The organism is Micromonospora sp. HM134 (assembly GCF_007833915.1).
Lineage (GTDB): Bacteria > Actinomycetota > Actinomycetes > Mycobacteriales > Micromonosporaceae > Micromonospora > Micromonospora wenchangensis.
Genome location: NZ_CP041061.1, coordinates 774,933 through 793,318 on the forward strand (window position 1 = coordinate 774,933; position 18,386 = coordinate 793,318).

6 protein-coding genes are annotated in these 18,386 nt (G+C 68.8%); 4 read left to right on the forward strand and 2 right to left on the reverse strand.

Translation table 11 applies throughout. From position 1 onward, the window contains the following. The first annotated feature begins 20 nt into the window (after positions 1-20). The 3 genes from FJK98_RS03880 (at position 21) to FJK98_RS03890 (ending at position 16,177) form a co-directional block, all read left to right on the forward strand. The gene (locus FJK98_RS03880; RefSeq protein WP_145917792.1) at positions 21-13,379 is read left to right on the forward strand and encodes a type I polyketide synthase; all 13,359 of its coding nucleotides are present in this window, start codon (positions 21-23) and stop codon (positions 13,377-13,379) included. Between the two features lie 17 nt (positions 13,380-13,396). Then, the gene (gene fabV, locus FJK98_RS03885; RefSeq protein ID WP_205789396.1) at positions 13,397-14,620 is read left to right on the forward strand and encodes an enoyl-[acyl-carrier-protein] reductase FabV; all 1,224 of its coding nucleotides are present in this window, start codon (positions 13,397-13,399) and stop codon (positions 14,618-14,620) included. Positions 14,621-14,728: 108 nt separating this feature from the next. Then, positions 14,729-16,177, forward strand: coding sequence for an aldehyde dehydrogenase (locus FJK98_RS03890; RefSeq protein ID WP_145917793.1), 1,449 nt, complete (start codon positions 14,729-14,731; stop codon positions 16,175-16,177). A gap of 183 nt (positions 16,178-16,360) precedes the next feature. Here the strand turns inward: FJK98_RS03890 and FJK98_RS03895 are convergent, their stop codons facing one another. After that, positions 16,361-16,786 (reverse strand): MarR family winged helix-turn-helix transcriptional regulator, encoded by a 426-nt coding sequence (locus tag FJK98_RS03895; RefSeq protein ID WP_145917794.1) that lies wholly within the window; start codon positions 16,784-16,786, stop codon positions 16,361-16,363. Between the two features lie 108 nt (positions 16,787-16,894). Here FJK98_RS03895 and FJK98_RS33830 point away from each other — a divergent pair, with 108 nt between their 5' ends. Further along, positions 16,895-17,326, forward strand: coding sequence for a DUF6069 family protein (locus FJK98_RS33830; RefSeq protein WP_145917795.1), 432 nt, complete (start codon positions 16,895-16,897; stop codon positions 17,324-17,326). A gap of 281 nt (positions 17,327-17,607) precedes the next feature. Here the strand turns inward: FJK98_RS33830 and FJK98_RS03905 are convergent, their stop codons facing one another. Then, entirely contained in the window at positions 17,608-18,348 is a 741-nt protein-coding gene (locus FJK98_RS03905) for a TetR/AcrR family transcriptional regulator (protein ID WP_145917796.1), read from the reverse strand. Positions 18,349-18,386: the final 38 nt, after the last annotated feature.

Consider the following 18,386-nt stretch of genomic DNA (forward strand, 5'->3'; position numbering starts at 1 on the left):
GCAGAGGAAGAGGCGCTGTCATGCCAGAGAAGTCCGAAGAATTGGCTGGTCAGGACCTCGTCGCGGTAGTTGGTCTGGCTTGCCGTCTGCCGGGGGCACGGTCACCCGAGGAGTACTGGGAGCTGCTTGCGGCCGGTCGGGAGGCCGTCGCCGAGGTCCCCGTGGACCGCGCCGCACAGGTGGACGCGTCGATCGACAGAGCTGGATTGATCGACGGCGTCGCGGACTTCGACGCGGGCTTCTTCGGAGTGTCACCCCGTGAGGCCACCGCGATGGACCCGCGGCAGCGACTCATGCTGGAGCTGGCATGGGAAGCCCTCGAACGAGCGGGGATCGACCCGTCGGCGGTGCGCGGGCACCGGGCGGGTGTCTTCCTCGGGGCGATGGGGGACGACTACGCGGGACTGGTGCACGACCAGGGCCCGGGGGCGATCGACAGCTTCACCCTCTCCGCGCTGCAACGCGGAATCCTCGCCAACCGGATCTCGTTCTTCCTCGGGCTGTCCGGCCCGAGTCTGGTCGTGGACTCGGCACAGTCCTCGGCCCTGGTCGCCGTGTACCAGGCATCCGAGAGCGTGCGTCGAGGCGAGTCGGCGTGGGCGCTCGCCGGCGGCGTGAACCTCATTCTCGCACCGCAGTCGACGGCGATCGCGGGCGAGTTCGGTGCGTTGTCGCCCGATGGCCGGTGCTACACCTTCGACGCGCGCGCCAACGGCTACGCACGCGGCGAGGGCGGCGGCATGGTGGTGCTCATGCGGCTGGCGGACGCCGTCGCGTACGGCCTCGACGTGGCGTGTGTGATTCGCGGCGGTGCCGTGAACAACGACGGCGGTGGCGAGCAGCTGACCACGCCGAGCCGTTCCGGGCAGGAGGAGGTGCTGCGGGCGGCCCTCACCGCCGCGGGAACGGACGCCGCCGAGGTGAGTTACGTGGAGCTGCACGGCACCGGTACGCCGGTGGGGGACCGGGTGGAGGCGGCGGCGCTGTCCTCGGTCTTCGCCCCCCGTGAGCGGCCGCTCGTGGTGGGGTCGGCGAAGACGAACATCGGGCATCTGGAGGGGGCGGCGGGGATCGCCGGCCTCATCAAGGCGACGCTGTCCGTCCGACACGCCCAACTGCCGGCGAGTCTGAACTTCGTCACTCCGCCGGACGACCTCCCGCTCGGTGAGATGGGCATCGAGGTGGCCACCGAGCTGCGCGCGTGGCCGGGCGACGGGCCCCGGGTCGCCGGCGTGTCGTCGTTCGGCATGGGCGGGACCAACTGCCACCTGGTGCTCGCGCAGGCCCCCGATCCGTCGCCGGTCGTGGGTGACCGTCCCGGGGCGGCGGGCCTCATCCCGTGGTTGGTGTCCGGCGGATCCCCGGAGGCGTTGCGCGCCCAGGCGGAGAGCCTGGACGGTTACGTCGCGGAACCGGACGCCCCGACGCCGCTCGACGTCGGGTTCTCGCTGGCGACCACCCGCGCCGCACTCACACACCGCGCCGTCGTGATCGGTGCCGATGCGGCCGAGCTGCGCGCCGGTCTGAACGCGCTGGCAACGAACAGGCCGGCGTCCGACGTCGTGTCCGGCGTGGTGGTGGAGGGCGGCACGGCGTTCATGTTCACCGGCCAGGGTGCCCAACGTGCCGGTATGGGCCATGAGTTGTACGCCGGGTTCCCGGTGTTCGCCGAGTCCTTCGACGCGGTGTGCGCGGAGCTGGATCCGTTGCTGGGCCTCGGGCTGCGGGAACTCGTCTGGTCCGGCGCTGATCTGCTGGGGCAGACCAGGTACACCCAGGCAGCGCTGTTCGCACTGGAGACGGCGCTGGCCCGGCTGGTGGAGTCGTACGGAGTCCGCCCGACGCACCTGATCGGTCATTCGATCGGTGAGATCACCGCCGCGCACGTCGCGGGCGTGCTGTCGCTGTCCGATGCCTGCACGCTCGTCGCGGCTCGCGGACGGTTGATGCAGGCGGTGCCGTCCGGCGGGGTGATGGTGGCCGTCAACGCCGGCGAGGACGACGTACGGGCGCTGCTGTCGGGACCGGGCGTGAGCATCGCCGCGGTCAACGGGTCCGGCTCGGTCGTGATCTCCGGCGACCCCGGCCCGGTGCTCGCGTTGGCGGAAGCCCTGCGTGCCGCTGGTGTGAAGACCCGGCGGCTGAGGGTCAGCCATGCGTTCCACTCGCACCATCTCGACGGGATCCTGGACGAGTTCGCCGACGCCATCCGGGCGCTGGACTTCCGTGCCCCGCTGATCCCGGTCATCTCGAACCTCACCGGGCGGATCGCCACCACCGAGGAGCTGACCGACCCGGCCTACTGGGCACGTCAGATCCGTGGCACCGTCCGATTCGCCGACGGCATCCGCACCCTGCACGGGGCGGGAGTCTCCCGATACCTCGAACTCGGCCCCGACCCGGTGCTCACCGGAATGGCTCGGGAGAGCCTCGCCGGGCCGACGTCGGTTGCGGTGTCCACCCTGCGCGTCGGCCAGCCGGAGGCCCGCACCCTGCTGAGGGCGCTCGGCCGGATGCACGCCGCGGGAGCAAGGGTGGACTGGAACACCCTGCTGGCCGGTGGCCGCAGGGTCGCGCTGCCCACCTATGCCTTCCAGCGTCGCCGCTACTGGATCGGCGAAGCGCGCGACAACTCACCCGTCGCCGCGCCGGCACATGCCCGGGACGGCCTGCTCGACCTCGTCCGCACCCATCTCGCGGCCATTCTCGGGTACGCCGCCGCCGACGTGGTACCGCAGGCCTCGTTCAAGAACCTCGGGCTGACCTCGCTCACCGCCGTCGAGCTGTGCGCCGGGCTCTCCGGGGAACTGGGTCTCGTCCTGCCCGGCTCGCTGATCTTCGACCACCCCACGCCGGACCGGCTCGCGGCGTATCTGGAGTCGGAGCTCACCGGGCGCCGGGACACGGGTGACGCGACGCCGCTGCGGCGTCCGGATGGCGACGCCGACGATCCGGTCGTGGTGGTCGGGATGGGGTGTAGGTATCCGGGTGGTGTGGGGTCGGCGGCGGATTTGTGGGAGTTGGTGCTTTCGGGTCGGGACGCGGTTTCGGGGTTGCCGCGTGACCGGGGCTGGGACCTGGACGAACTGTTCGACGCGGACCCGTCGGCCTCCGGGCGGACCTACGTGCGGCACGGCGGTTTTCTGGACGACGTCGCCGCTTTCGACGCCGGTTTCTTCGGGATCTCGCCGCGGGAGGCGTTGGCGATGGATCCGCAGCAGCGGTTGCTGCTGGAGACCGCCTGGGAGGCGCTGGAGGATGCGGGAATCGAGTCCGGCTCACTGCGGGGCAGCAGTACCGGTGTGTTCATCGGAGCCATGCCCGGCGATTACGGTCCGCCTCTCGACAATCCGTACGGCGGCGTGGACGGATATGTGCTGACTGGGACGACGGGGAGTGTGGTGTCGGGTCGGTTGGCTTATTTTCTGGGTTTGGAGGGGCCTGCGGTGACGGTGGATACGGCGTGTTCGTCGTCGTTGGTGGCGTTGCATCAGGGTGTTGTGGCGTTGCGTGGTGGTGATTGTGGTTTGGCGGTTGTTGGTGGGGTGACGGTGATGTCGTCGCCGGGGGTGTTGGTGGAGTTTTCGCGTCAGCGTGGGTTGTCGGTTGATGGGCGTTGTAAGGCGTTTGCGGAGTCGGCGGATGGTACGGGGTGGGGTGAGGGTGTTGGTGTGGTGGTGTTGGAGCGTTTGTCTGATGCGCGGGTGAATGGTCATCGGGTGTTGGCGGTGGTGCGGGGTTCGGCGGTGAATCAGGATGGTGCGTCGAATGGTTTGACGGCGCCGAACGGGCCGTCGCAGCAGCGGGTTATTCGGCAGGCGTTGGCGGGTGCTGGGCTTTCTGGTGCTGATGTTGATGTGGTTGAGGCGCATGGTACGGGTACGAGGTTGGGTGATCCGATCGAGGCGCAGGCGTTGTTGGAGACGTATGGGAGGGAGCATTCGGCGGATCGGCCTTTGTGGCTTGGTTCGTTGAAGTCGAATATTGGTCACACGATGGCGGCTGCGGGGATCGGTGGTGTGATCAAGATGGTGGAGGCGATGCGTCGGGGGGTGTTGCCGTCGACGTTGCATGTGGATGCGCCGACGTCTTTTGTTGATTGGGGTGCTGGTGGGGTCCGGTTGTTGACCGAGTCGCGGCCGTGGCCGGAGACGGGTCGGCCGCGTCGGGCGGGGGTGTCGTCGTTCGGGATCAGCGGCACGAACGCTCACGTCGTTCTGGAACAGGCCCCGGAAACAGAACCGACCCCGGAAACGGATCTGGTGCCGGGTTCGAATTCGGTGCCAGGTTCGGAAAAGGATCTGGCGTCGGGTTCGGGTCCGGTGGGGTGGGTGGTGTCGGCGCGGTCGTCGGAGGCGTTGCGGGCGTATGCGGCTCGGATCGGGGCGGCTGTCGAATCTGGTGGGTCCGGAGTTGAGGCGGACGGTGGGCGTTCGTTGTCGGTTGTTGATGTTGCGGGGACGTTGGCGGGTCGTAGTGTTTTCGAGCATCGTGCTGTGGTGGTGGCCTCGACTCGTGAGCGGTTGGTGGCGGGGTTGGGTGCGGTTGCCGGTGGGGGTGGTGGTGGGGGTGTGGTGACGGGGGTGGCTGGTTTCGGTAAGACGGTGTTGGTGTTTCCGGGGCAGGGGTCGCAGTGGGAGGCGATGGCGCGTGAGTTGTATGTGGGTGCGCCGGTGTTCCGGTCGCGGCTTGAGGAGTGCGCGGAGGCTCTTTCGGTTTATGTCGAGTGGGATCTGTTGGAGGTTCTGCTGACCGATGACGGAGCTGCGCTGTTGTCGCGGGTGGATGTGGTGCAGCCGGCGTTGTTCGCGGTGATGGTGTCGTTGGCTGCGTTGTGGCAGTCGTATGGTTTGCGGCCGGAAGCGGTGGTGGGTCATTCGCAGGGTGAGATCGCGGCGGCGTGTGTGATTGGTGCGTTGTCGTTGTCGGACGCGGCGCGGGTGGTGGCGTTGCGGAGCAGGGCTATTCGCGTGTTGGCGGGGCAGGGCGGGATGGTTTCGGTCGGGTTGCCGGTCGAGGAGGTGCGGCCGCGTCTGCGGCGGTGGGACGGTGATATCGGTGTTGCGGTGATCAATGGTCCCGGGTCGACGGTGGTTTCGGGTAGTGCGTCGGCTCTGGACGAGTTGCAGGCTGTCTTCGCGGCGGACGACGTGCGGACACGTCGGGTCCCGGTTGATTACGCGTCACATTCGTGGCATGTCGACCGGATCCGTGACGAGGTGCTGGAAATGCTCGCGCCGATTCGCCCGCAGGCGAGTGACGTCAGTTTCTATTCCACGGTCACCGGGCAGCGGATGGACACGGCCGGCCTTGATGCCCAGTATTGGTTCCGTAATCTTCGGAGCACTGTCGAGTTCGAGGCCACGACCCGGTCACTGCTGGCCGACGGTTACGGCTTCTTCGTGGAGTCGAGTGCCCATCCGGTTCTGCTTCCCGGGCTGCAGGAGACTTTCGACAGCGTCGGCGCCTCGGCGCGTGGTATCGCCACGCTGCGGCGTGACGAAGGTGATCTGGAGAGTTTCCTGTGTTCGGTCGGTGAGGCTTTCGTCGCGGGAGCGTTGCCGCGATGGAACCCACCGGACCAGGACACAAACCGGTTGGTGACGCTGCCCACCTATCCGTTCCAACGGACACGTTACTGGCTCACCGCCGACAACGGCCGGCGTGACGTCGGCGCGGTAGGACTGACGGCAGCGGGGCACCCGTTGCTGGGCGCGGTCACCGAAGGCGCCGCGAGCACGGTATTCACCGGCCGGATCTCACTGTCCACCTATCCGTGGCTGGCCGATCACCAGGTCGCCGACAGCATCGTGCTACCCGGAGCGGCTTTCGTGGAACTGGCGGTGCACGCCGCCGACCGGGTCGGCTGCGCGAGCATCCGCGAACTGACCGTGCAAACGCCACTGATCCTGCCCGAACACGGCGCGGTGCGACTACGCGTCGAAATCGAACACGACACCCCCGGCGAACAACGAGCAATCCGTATCGACGCACGCCCCGACACCGGCACCGACCTACCCTGGACCTGCCACGCCACCGGAACCCTCGACACCCAAGCACCAACACCCGACTGGGACCTCACCACCTGGCCACCCACCGGAGCACAACCCCTCGACATCTCCTACGACACCCTCGCCAACAACGGATACCACTACGGACCCACATTCCAAGGACTACACAAACTCTGGCACCACAACAACCACACCTACGCCGAAATCACCCTCCCCACCGACCCCGACAACTACAACATCCACCCCGCACTCCTCGACGCCACCCTCCACGCCGGACTGATGAGCCGGATCCTGCCGGAGAGCGATCTGATCCGGCTGCCGTACTCCTGGGAAGGAGTCACGCTGCACGCGGGTGGCGCCCGCACGCTGCGGGTGTCGATGACGACCCTGGGAGGCAACGCACTGGTGTTGCGCGCTGCGGACGGCACCGGCACGCCGGTGATCGAAGTCCGATCACTCGCCATGCTCCCGGCCGACCTCGGGCGCTCGGCGGTGAATCGGGAGTCTCTGCTGCGCCTGGAATGGACACCCGCGCCGTCGGCGAGCACAGCGCCGCCCGCCGCGGTCGTACAGCTCGGCCCCGATGTGTTCGGCTTGGGCGCGGCATCAGGACCCGGCATCGACCCGCACCGGATCACCGAGCTTTCCGAACTGCCCGGCGGCCCGGCCGACGTGGTCGTGTGCATCGACGGTCACGACGGGCCGGACGTGGCGCAGACCGCACGCGCAGTGTTGCACCGTGCGCTCAAGCTGATCCAGGAGTGGACGTCCGGCGACCGGTTCGCGGATGCCCGGTTGGTCGTGGTGACCCGACGTGCGGTGGCGACCGGGGACCGCGAGCCGGTACCCGATCTTGCTGTCGCCCCCCTCTGGGGGCTGCTGCGTTCCGCGCAGAACGAGAATCCGGGCAGGCTGGTCCTCGTCGATGTGGACGAGGACGAACGCTCACTCGTCGCGCTGCCGTCCGCGTTGGCCGGTGGTGCCACCCAGTTCGCGCTGCGCGCCGGACAGGTGCTTGTGCCGAGACTGCTCCGGGTGCGTTCCGTGGACCGGCCGGAGGCACCGCCTCGGTGGAGCACCACCGGCACCGTACTGATCACCGGTGGCACGGGAACGCTCGGTGGGTTGTTCGCCCGGCATCTGGCGACGAAGCACGCGGTGCGGAACCTGTTGCTGGTCTCCCGGCGCGGGCCGAACCACCCGGGCGCTGCGGACCTGGTCGCCGAGCTGTCCGCACTGGGCGTCGAGGTGACGGTCGCCGCATGCGACGTCTCCGACCGGGCCGCACTGGCTGCGCTCCTGGACGGGATTCCGCAGAGCCGGCCGCTCGCCGGCGTCGTACACACGGCGGGGACCCTGGATGACGGTCTGCTCTCCGGGATGACGCCGGAGCGGCTCGACGTGGTGCTGGCCCCGAAGCTCGACGCGGCGTGGAACCTGCACGACCTCACCCAGGATCTCGGGCTGTCGGCGTTCGTGCTGTTCTCCTCGATCATGAGCACGATCGGCAATGCGGGCCAGGGGAACTACGCCGCCGCCAACGGGTTCCTCGACGCGCTCGCCCAGTATCGCCACGGCACCGGGCTACCCGCGACCTCGCTCGCCTGGGGCTTCTGGGACGAACGCAGCGAGATGACCGGTGATCTGGATGCCGCCGACGTCGCCCGCCTGGCCCGCACCGGGCTGCGGCCACTGCCCACGAACGAGGGGGTCGCGCTGTTCGATGCGGCGATGACTTCCGGAGTGGCCACCGCCGTCCTGGCCGCGTTCGACCTGGATCAGCTACGTGCGCAGGCTGCCCGGGCGAGTCTGCCGGAGGTGCTGCGCGGGCTGGTCCGATCGCGGCGTACGGCGAGTGCGGTCACGACCGCCTCGACCCTCGCCGATCAGCTGGCCGGCCGGCCAGCTGAGGACGTCGACCGCGAACTGCTCGACCTGGTGCGGTCGCACGCGGCCACCGTGCTCGGTTATGCCGACGCCGGCTCGGTGCCGCCGGGTGTCGCGTTCCGGGAGATGGGTTTCGACTCGCTGTCCGCCCTGGAACTCCGCAAGCGGCTCAGCGAAGTGGCCGGGCTGCGGATGCCGGCCACCGTGGTGTTCGACCATCCGACGCCGTCCGCCCTGGCCGCTTTCCTGCGCGGACAACTGCTGGGGGAGGGCGCACAGGACGGTGCCGGGGTGGTGGCGTCGCCCGCTGCGGCGACGGACGACGATCCGGTCGTGGTGGTCGGGATGGGGTGTAGGTATCCGGGTGGTGTGGGGTCGGCGGCGGGTTTGTGGGAGTTGGTGGTGTCGGGTCGGGACGCGGTTTCGGGGTTGCCGCGTGACCGGGGCTGGGATCTGGACGAACTCTTCGACGCGGACCCGGGAAGAACCGGCAAGAGCTACGTCGACAGGGGCTACTTCCTCGACGACGCGGGGGAGTTCGACGCCGGTTTCTTCGGGATCTCGCCGCGGGAGGCGTTGGCGATGCACCCGCAGCAGCGGTTGCTGCTGGAGACCGCCTGGGAGGCGCTGGAGGACGCCGGTATCGAGTCCGGTTCCCTGCGGGGCACCAGGACGGGCGTGTTCATCGGTGCGATGTTCCAGGACTACGGACCACCGATGCACGAGGGGTCGCCGGAGACCGACGGGCTGCTGCTGACTGGGACGACGGGGAGTGTGGTGTCGGGTCGGTTGGCTTATTTTCTGGGTTTGGAGGGGCCTGCGGTGACGGTGGATACGGCGTGTTCGTCGTCGTTGGTGGCGTTGCATCAGGGTGTTGTGGCGTTGCGTGGTGGTGATTGTGGTTTGGCGGTTGTTGGTGGGGTGACGGTGATGTCGTCGCCGGGGGTGTTGGTGGAGTTTTCGCGTCAGCGTGGGTTGTCGGTTGATGGGCGTTGTAAGGCGTTTGCGGAGTCGGCGGATGGTACGGGGTGGGGTGAGGGTGTTGGTGTGGTGGTGTTGGAGCGTTTGTCTGATGCGCGGGTGAATGGTCATCGGGTGTTGGCGGTGGTGCGGGGTTCGGCGGTGAATCAGGATGGTGCGTCGAATGGTTTGACGGCGCCGAACGGGCCGTCGCAGCAGCGGGTTATTCGGCAGGCGTTGGCGGGTGCTGGGCTTTCTGGTGCTGATGTTGATGTGGTTGAGGCGCATGGTACGGGTACGAGGTTGGGTGATCCGATCGAGGCGCAGGCGTTGTTGGAGACGTATGGGAGGGAGCATTCGGCGGATCGGCCTTTGTGGCTTGGTTCGTTGAAGTCGAATATTGGTCACACGATGGCGGCTGCGGGGATCGGTGGTGTGATCAAGATGGTGGAGGCGATGCGTCGGGGGGTGTTGCCGTCGACGTTGCATGTGGATGCGCCGACGTCTTTTGTTGATTGGGGTGCTGGTGGGGTCCGGTTGTTGACCGAGTCGCGGCCGTGGCCGGAGACGGGTCGGCCGCGTCGGGCGGGGGTGTCGTCGTTCGGGATCAGCGGCACGAACGCTCACGTCGTTCTGGAACAGGCCCCGGAAACAGAACCGACCCCGGAAACGGATCTGGTGCCGGGTTCGAATTCGGTGCCAGGTTCGGAAAAGGATCTGGCGTCGGGTTCGGGTCCGGTGGGGTGGGTGGTGTCGGCGCGGTCGTCGGAGGCGTTGCGGGCGTATGCGGCTCGGATCGGGGCGGCTGTCGAATCTGGTGGGTCCGGAGTTGAGGCGGACGGTGGGCGTTCGTTGTCGGTTGTTGATGTTGCGGGGACGTTGGCGGGTCGTAGTGTTTTCGAGCATCGTGCTGTGGTGGTGGCCTCGACTCGTGAGCGGTTGGTGGCGGGGTTGGGTGCGGTTGCCGGTGGGGGTGGTGGTGGGGGTGTGGTGACGGGGGTGGCTGGTTTCGGTAAGACGGTGTTGGTGTTTCCGGGGCAGGGGTCGCAGTGGGAGGCGATGGCGCGTGAGTTGTATGTGGGTGCGCCGGTGTTCCGGTCGCGGCTTGAGGAGTGCGCGGAGGCTCTTTCGGTTTATGTCGAGTGGGATCTGTTGGAGGTTCTGCTGACCGATGACGGAGCTGCGCTGTTGTCGCGGGTGGATGTGGTGCAGCCGGCGTTGTTCGCGGTGATGGTGTCGTTGGCTGCGTTGTGGCAGTCGTATGGTTTGCGGCCGGAAGCGGTGGTGGGTCATTCGCAGGGTGAGATCGCGGCGGCGTGTGTGATTGGTGCGTTGTCGTTGTCGGACGCGGCGCGGGTGGTGGCGTTGCGGAGCAGGGCTATTCGCGTGTTGGCGGGGCAGGGCGGGATGGTTTCGGTCGGGTTGCCGGTCGAGGAGGTGCGGCCGCGTCTGCGGCGGTGGGACGGTGATATCGGTGTTGCGGTGATCAATGGTCCCGGGTCGACGGTGGTTTCGGGTAGTGCGTCGGCTCTGGACGAGTTGCAGGCTGTCTTCGCGGCGGACGACGTGCGGACACGTCGGGTCCCGGTTGATTACGCGTCACATTCGTGGCATGTCGACCGGATCCGTGACGAGGTGCTGGAAATGCTCGCGCCGATTCGCCCGCAGGCGAGTGACGTCAGTTTCTATTCCACGGTCACCGGGCAGCGGATGGACACGGCCGGCCTTGATGCCCAGTATTGGTTCCGTAATCTTCGGAGCACTGTCGAGTTCGAGGCCACGACCCGGTCACTGCTGGCCGACGGTTACGGCTTCTTCGTGGAGTCGAGTGCCCATCCGGTTCTGCTTCCCGGGCTGCAGGAGACTTTCGACAGCGTCGGCGCCTCGGCGCGTGGTATCGCCACGCTGCGGCGTGACGAAGGTGATCTGGAGAGTTTCCTGTGTTCGGTCGGTGAGGCTTTCGTCGCGGGAGCGTTGCCGCGATGGAACCCACCGGACCAGGACACAAACCGGTTGGTGACGCTGCCCACCTATCCGTTCCAACGGACACGTTACTGGCTCACCGCCGACAACGGCCGGCGTGACGTCGGCGCGGTAGGACTGACGGCAGCGGGGCACCCGTTGCTGGGCGCGGTCACCGAAGGCGCCGCGAGCACGGTATTCACCGGCCGGATCTCACTGTCCACCTATCCGTGGCTGGCCGATCACCAGGTCGCCGACAGCATCGTGCTACCCGGAGCGGCTTTCGTGGAACTGGCGGTGCACGCCGCCGACCGGGTCGGCTGCGCGAGCATCCGCGAACTGACCGTGCAAACGCCACTGATCCTGCCCGAACACGGCGCGGTGCGACTACGCGTCGAAATCGAACACGACACCCCCGGCGAACAACGAGCAATCCGTATCGACGCACGCCCCGACACCGGCACCGACCTACCCTGGACCTGCCACGCCACCGGAACCCTCGACACCCAAGCACCAACACCCGACTGGGACCTCACCACCTGGCCACCCACCGGAGCACAACCCCTCGACATCTCCTACGACACCCTCGCCAACAACGGATACCACTACGGACCCACATTCCAAGGACTACACAAACTCTGGCACCACAACAACCACACCTACGCCGAAATCACCCTCCCCACCGACCCCGACAACTACAACATCCACCCCGCACTCCTCGACGCCACCCTCCACGCCACGAATACCGGGGGCCCACGGCTGGCGACCTCGTGGCGTGGGGTCACCGTGTACGCGTTCGGCGCGTCCGCGCTGCGGGTCCGGATCAGCGAGAGCCGTACCGGCGCGATGTCGATGATGCTGGCCGACACCTTGGGCGATCCGGTCGCCGAGTTCACGGTCGGCACGACTCCTGTCGATCCCGGGGAACTCCGGGCCGTCGGGGCGGCGCAGCTCGGCGCCTTGTACCGGGAGGTGTGGGTCGACCACGTCGCGAAGTCGTTGCCCCGGCGGTCGAGCTGGGCGGTCCTGGGCGCAGATCCGCTGGGTGCCGTGGCGGGTTTGACGGCTGCTGGCACACCCGTCGTTGCGTACCGGGACCTCGGCGAGCTGGTCGGTGGTAGCGGTGACGGTCCGGACTACCTGGTGCTCACCGTGCCGGCGGACGCCGAGGTCGCCGGCACCGCGTGCGACGTGGCGCACCAGCTCGGCGTTCTGTCGGAGACCGAAGCGCTCGCCGCGACCACTGTGGTGTTCCTGACCACCTCCGCGATGCCGGCGTTCGACCCGGCCGCCGCCGACCTCGCCGGCGCGGCGGTGTGGGGGCTGGTCCGCGCCGCGCAGGCCGATCAGCCCGGACGCTTCGTCCTCGCCGACCTGGACGGCACCGAATCGTCCTGGCGTGTACTGCCCAGAGCCGTGACGTTCGGCGAGCCACAGCTGGCGCTGCGCGAAGGTCGGGTCAGGGTGCCACGGCTGGTGCCGAGCGAGCCCACGGGTGATCTTGGACAACCGGCCGGAGCCGGGGGTACGACACTGATCACCGGCGGCGACACACCCATGCGGGCCTGGCTTGCGCGGCACCTCGTCGCGGCGCACGGAGTGCGGCGCCTGGTGCTCACCGGCACCGAGGACCCGGAGCTGACCGCAGATCTCACCGCGCGGGGAGCCGAAGTCACCGTCGCGGGGTGCGATCCGGGGGATCGCCGGGCGTGGCGGGAGCTGATCCACCGGCTGCCCGAGGAACATCCGCTGCGTACGGTCGTCTACGTGCCGCAGGCGCTGCCGGGCGACGGGACGTCCTCGTCGGCTCCGGACGCGGTGGGCGAGGCGCTGCGTACGACGGTCGCCACCGCGGAGATCCTCGACGCGGAGTCCGGCGACGCCGACCTCATCCTGTGCTCGTCGCTCGCCGGGACGGTCGGCCGTCCCGGCACCACCGCCTCGGCCGCGTCGGCGGCCGCACTGGACGCGCTCGCCCGGCGGCGTCGGGCGCGTGACGCCTCGGGCCTGTCGCTGGTCTGGGGTCCGTGGTCGCTGGGCGACACGTCGTCCCGTACCGGCGCCGGGGGGATGGGTGTGCTGGGCCTGCGGGACGCCGCCGCTCTGTTCGACGCCGCCCGGGGCGGGAGTGAGGCCGTGCTGGTGCTCGCCAGACTGGACCTGGCCGAGCTGGACAGGCGGGCCAAGGCCGGGGAAGTGCTGCCGCCGGCGTTCAGATCGCTGGTCCGGAGCACGGGTAAACGGCCGGCGGGTGGCGGCGTCGTCTCGACGACATCGCTGCGAAAGCGACTCGCGTCGATGGCGGAGGTCGACCGGGGAAAGACACTGCTCGGCCTGATCTCCGCGCAGATCTCGGCCGTTCTCGGTCTCGAACCGGGCGACGCGGTGCCACCGCATCTGATGTTCCGCGAGCTCGGATTCGACTCGCTGTCCATCCTGGCCCTGCGGAACCGCCTGAACTCGACGACCGGTGTACGGCTCGACAACTCGTCGGTGTCGCACCAGTCGACACCGGACGACGTGGTCCAGCACCTCAGGCAAGCGTTGCTCGAGAACTGACGCGGCAGAGGGAGACGATGATGTACCCACCGTCCGTATCGTCCGAACGCGTCGTCAGCCCGACGGGGCGTGGCTATCTTCAGCTTGAATCGCATCCGGCTGGCTGTATCCGCAGCGTGGCGCTGATGCGTGCGCAAGTTGCGGCCCCCGAGCTGCCACCCGTACGGCGGCCCACGGCGCTGGTCATCGGATCGAGCGCGGGCTACGGCCTGGCGAGCACGATAACCGGGCTGGTGCGGTACGGCATCGACGGCGTGGGTATCGGCTTCGAGCGGCCGGCCGGGCAGCGCAGCGCGACTGCCGGGTGGTACCGCACCGTCGCCACCGCCGCGATCGCCCGCGAACTCGGGTCGGACTTCGTGTTCCGCAACGCCGACGCCTTCGCCGACGTCACGAAGGCCGAGACGCTGGATCTGCTGGGCGACCGGTTCGGCGGTGTGGACTACCTGATCTACAGCGTGGCCGCGCCCCGGCGCACCGATCCGAGGACCGGCGTCACCCATCACTCGGCACTCAAGCCGCTCGGCGCACCGCACACCACCCGGAACCTGGAGTTCGCCGACGACGGCACCGCGTCGTTGCGCGAGGTCACCGTCGAGCCGGCGAACGAGGCCGAGAAGGCCGCAACGGTGAGGGTCATGGGGGGTGAGGACTGGTCCCGCTGGGTCACCGCACTGGCGGAGCGTGGGCTGCTGCGTGACGGATTCCGTACGGTCGCCCTCAGCTACATCGGCTCGCCGCTGACCTCGGCGATCTATCGTGCCGGCACGATCGGAGCGGCCAAGGCCGATCTGGAGTCCACCGCGGTCGCCTTGACCGAGCAGCTGGCCGGTCGCGGCGGTCGCGCCCTGACCTCGGTGAACGGAGCAGTGATCAGTCAGGCGTTGACCGCTATCCCGGGCATCCCCCTCTATGTCTGCCTGCTCCGCGGCGTCCTCGGTGACCGCTTTCCGTCGCCCGTGGAGCAGTCGCTCCAGTTGTGGGAACAGCTGACCGCCGACCGCCCCGACGTGGACGAACACGGCCGCATCCGCCTCGATCGCTGGGAGCTGTCCGCACCGGTCCAGGCCGCCGTGGCCGACCGCTGGCGGTCGATCACTCCTGAGACGATGACCGAGCTGGCCGACATCCCGTGGTTCCGTGCCCAGTTCCGAGGGCTGTACGGCTTCGACGTCCCCGGCGTCGACTACGCCGCCCCGGTCGAGACCGACCTGCCGTGGCCGGACCCGTCGGCGCGTTGACCGTGCACCGGAGTCCATCACGGACGGTGGGATCGAATCCCGGGTCCCGTTCCGGTGCCGTCGACGGTGGCTCGAACGAGCCTCGGCCTCGCGAAGAGAGCCTCAATCATGGCTGATTCCCCGAAGAAGTACGGACACTGGATAGCTGGCGCTTGGCACCAGCCTGAGCAGGGCCATTACCAGATCACCGATCCGGCCACCGAGGAAGCCGTGGGCCACGCCTCCGAGGGTCACGCCGCCGAGGTGTGGATCGCGGCGAAGGCCGCCCGATCCGCCCTCCGCGAGTGGTCCCGCACCGATCCGGACGAGCGGGCCGTCGTCCTGGAACGTGTCGCCGCGCTGGTCACCGACCGGGCCGGCGAGTTGGTGCCGCTGGTACGGGCCGAGAGTGGTGCGACCACGTGGGTGGCCCAGTCCACCCAGGTGCTCGCCGCCGCCGCCTGTTTCCGCCTGGCCGCGCGGAGCGCTCGCGAGTCCGGTCCCGTGGCCCGCGCACCGCAGCCCGTTGCCGCGGGCCCGCTCGCGGCCGACGGGCTCATCGGCGCGGCGGCCGTGCGTCGTCCACTGGGCGTCGTGGGGTGCATCACCTCGCACAACTTCCCGCTCGCCCATCTCACCGGCATGGTCGCCCCGGCCCTCGCCATGGGCAACACCGTGGTCGCGAAGCCGGCACCACAGGACCCGCTCGGTTTCCTGGAACTGGGTCCGCTGTTGAAGGAGGCCGGTGTGCCCGACGGCGTGTTCAATGTCGTCACGGGATCGGGGCCCATCACCAACGAGGCGCTGGTCGCTCACTACGACATCGACATGATCAGCTTCTTCGGTGCCGCTGCGGTAGGCAAGCGGATCGCCAAATCCGCAAGCGACCAGCTGAAACGTACGAGTATGGAGCTCGGGGGCAAGGGCGTGGCCATCGTCCTCGAGGACGCCGACGAGCGGGCCCTCGAATCGGCGGTCCTGGCCGCCAGCCTGAACTTCTCGCTGCACAGCGGTCAGGTCGGCCCGGCGCCGGCCCGGATGCTCGTCCACCGGTCGCTGTACGGGAAGGTCGTCGATGCCCTGGTGAGCCATGCCCGGTCGGTGCCGGTGGGCAGCTCCGCGGACCATCCCGTGGGCGTCGGTCCACTGATCTCGGAGGCCCAGCGCGACCGGGTGGAGGCGTCTGTCGAGGAGGCCAGACAGCAGGGCGCCCGCGTGGCCGTCGGCGATGTCCGCCCGTCGATCAAGCCGGGGTTCTGGGCCGCCGCCACTGTCCTCGCCGACGTCACCGAGGACATGACCGTCGCGCGTGAGGGGATTGCCGGCCCGGTGGTGGTGGTGATCCCCTTCGACGAGGTGGACGAGGCGGTGCGGATCGCCGGTGGTGCTCCGGCAGCCCTGCACGACTACGTCTTCGGGGACGCCGCTCACGCGTGGCAGGTGGCGGCCAAGCTCCGCAGCGGCTCCGTCGGCGTCAACGCCGTGATGCTGCACCCGGAGACGCAGGTGCTCCGCGGCGGCGGCCCCTTCGAGGCACGGGCATACAGCGACTTCCGGCCGGTTGTCTGGGCGGCCTGAACCGGGACGGCAACGGGCACGTCGTGGGTGGCACATCGGGGAGGTGCGTTCTGTCGGGCCGCGGGCCGACGAAGCGCACTCCCCGATCCCCTGCGGTGCGCGGTGCCGTCGACGGGTCCGACGGATCGACCGCTGCCCATACGGCAGCGCCGGCTGGCGGGGACGCCGACGGTCGCAGCCTGATTACGAGGAGTCGTCCAGGGCCCGGGAGAGCAGGTCACGCAGCTGCGACCGGTCGGGGGCGGACAGGTTGAAGACGGCGGCGACCTTCGCCCTGTTGCGGGAGCCCAGCTCGGCGCGGTGGCGCTCGCCTTCTCCGGTGAGAGTCACGTGTTTGACCCGTCGGTCCGACGGATCGGGCTGGCGGGTGACCAGCCCGCGGCTCTCCAGCCCGTCGACGATCGCTGTCACGTTCGAGGGCTCGCACGACAGCCGATCGGCCAGTTCGCGCATCGGTGCCGGGGTGGACAGGTAGACCAGCGCGAGCGCCTGCGTGGGGGGAAGGCTCAGCTCGGCCGCGGATTCGTTGAAGTCGTCGCGCAACCGGCGGGTCATCTCGAAGACGAGGTTGCTCAACTCGTCCAGGACCGGATCGGCATCCGTGCTCATTCTCCCAGCGTACGCACTACTTCACCTCCTTCACTGTTCAGACTCTTGAGTACTGCCTATACTCGTTTTGTTCAGTCAATGAACTATCAAGCTGTATAAGGAGTATCCGTGGCGCTTCGGAACGATGTACGGGACGTCGGCGTGGGGACGCGTCGACGCCAACGGGGCCTCGCGGTGCTGGGGGCCGTCGTGGCGGCCGTCCTGGTCTGGGCGGTGGGCGAGCTGGTGCTCGGCTACGACATGGTCGTCAAGCCTGAGGGGCAGCAGGCGCTGGAGCTCGGGCCGGGTGCGATCGTCTCGTTCTCGCTGGTCATCTCCCTGATGGGATGGGCGCTGCTCGCCCTGTTGGAGCGCGTGACCTCTCGCGGCCTGCTGATCTGGACGGTGGTGGCGCTGGTGGTCCTGGCCGTGTCGCTCGTGCCGCTGTTCGCCGTCGATGCGTCGGTCGGGACCAGGGTCACCCTTGCGTTCGTGCACCTCGCGGTCGCCGCCGTGCTCATTCCGGTGTTCCGGCTGAGCTCGAAGCAGGCCAACCCGTAGGGGCCGGTCACCTCGAAGGGTCGCACGTCGCCGACGCCCCGGCCGGGCAGCGGGAGGACCGTGGTCGGCGTTGCCGTCACGCGGGTGGGCCGGGGTGGCGGGATCGTGGTGGGGAGGCGCTTGCGGAGGGCGGGGCTCCTGGTCGGGCGCAGCCTTCCCGGCGCCTCACCCCATCCGCCCCCGGGTCGCCCGCGAAGCCCGGACCCGCCCCGGGCCGAGCATTGACCGCCCCCCACGACGAGGTCCGGCCCGGGCGGACCGGTCGGTGGATCAGGCACTTCTCAGGCGTCTTCCGGGACCCGGTCGTGTGCCGGGAGGGCTGTGGCGATGCAGTCGAGAACACGGTGCAGCCCGTGCCGGAACTGATCGTCGCGGCTCAGGTGCGGCTGGCGCGCCTGCATGACGATCTTGGTGAAGATCGGGTACTTCCCGCTTCTCACCAGCTGGTCGACGTACGGGTAACTCCGCGCCATCCACTCCGATTCGCTGAGCCCGCTGCGGTGGAACTTTCTGGCTGAGCTGATCTCCTCGCGGACGGTGCCCTCGACGTAGCTGTTCAGCATGGCCGTGAGGGCGAGGTTCTCGTCGATGGGGACGAGGGGGTCGAGGATTCCCATCAGCCGTTCGATCAAGAGCAGCTGGTTCGGGCCGAAGCTGGGCAGTGACCGCTGCACGGTGGCGATCCACGGGTGCCTCAGCCACATGGTCCGCAGCTCGTCGGCATAGCGCGTCAGGTCTGCACGCCAGTCGCCCGAGGGCATGCCCGCAACGTCGATCTCGCCCATCACCCGGTCGGCCATGAGCTCGACCAGGTCGTCCCGGCTGGGGACGTACCGGTAGAGGGACATCGCGCCGGTGCCGATCTCGGCGGCGACCCGCCGCATGGTAGCGGCCTCCAGCCCTTCGGCGTCGGAGATCCGGATCGCCGTTTCGGTGATCTGGGTGCGGCTGTACGCCGGCTTGGGCCCGAAGGCCGGGCGCTCGGGCCGCATCCAGATGCTCACGTACTCGGTTTCGGTCATTGCTCCACCCTGTCAGTTGCGTACACCGTACCCAGTGT

Coding starts and splice junctions, on each gene's coding strand:
- FJK98_RS03880 (WP_145917792.1), top strand. CDS start 21: ATGCCAGAGAAGTCCGAAGAATTGGCTGGTCAGGACCTCGTCGCGGTA.
- fabV (WP_205789396.1), top strand. CDS start 13,397: ATGATGTACCCACCGTCCGTATCGTCCGAACGCGTCGTCAGCCCGACG.
- FJK98_RS03890 (WP_145917793.1), top strand. CDS start 14,729: ATGGCTGATTCCCCGAAGAAGTACGGACACTGGATAGCTGGCGCTTGG.
- FJK98_RS03895 (WP_145917794.1), bottom strand. CDS start 16,786: ATGAGCACGGATGCCGATCCGGTCCTGGACGAGTTGAGCAACCTCGTC.
- FJK98_RS03905 (WP_145917796.1), bottom strand. CDS start 18,348: ATGACCGAAACCGAGTACGTGAGCATCTGGATGCGGCCCGAGCGCCCG.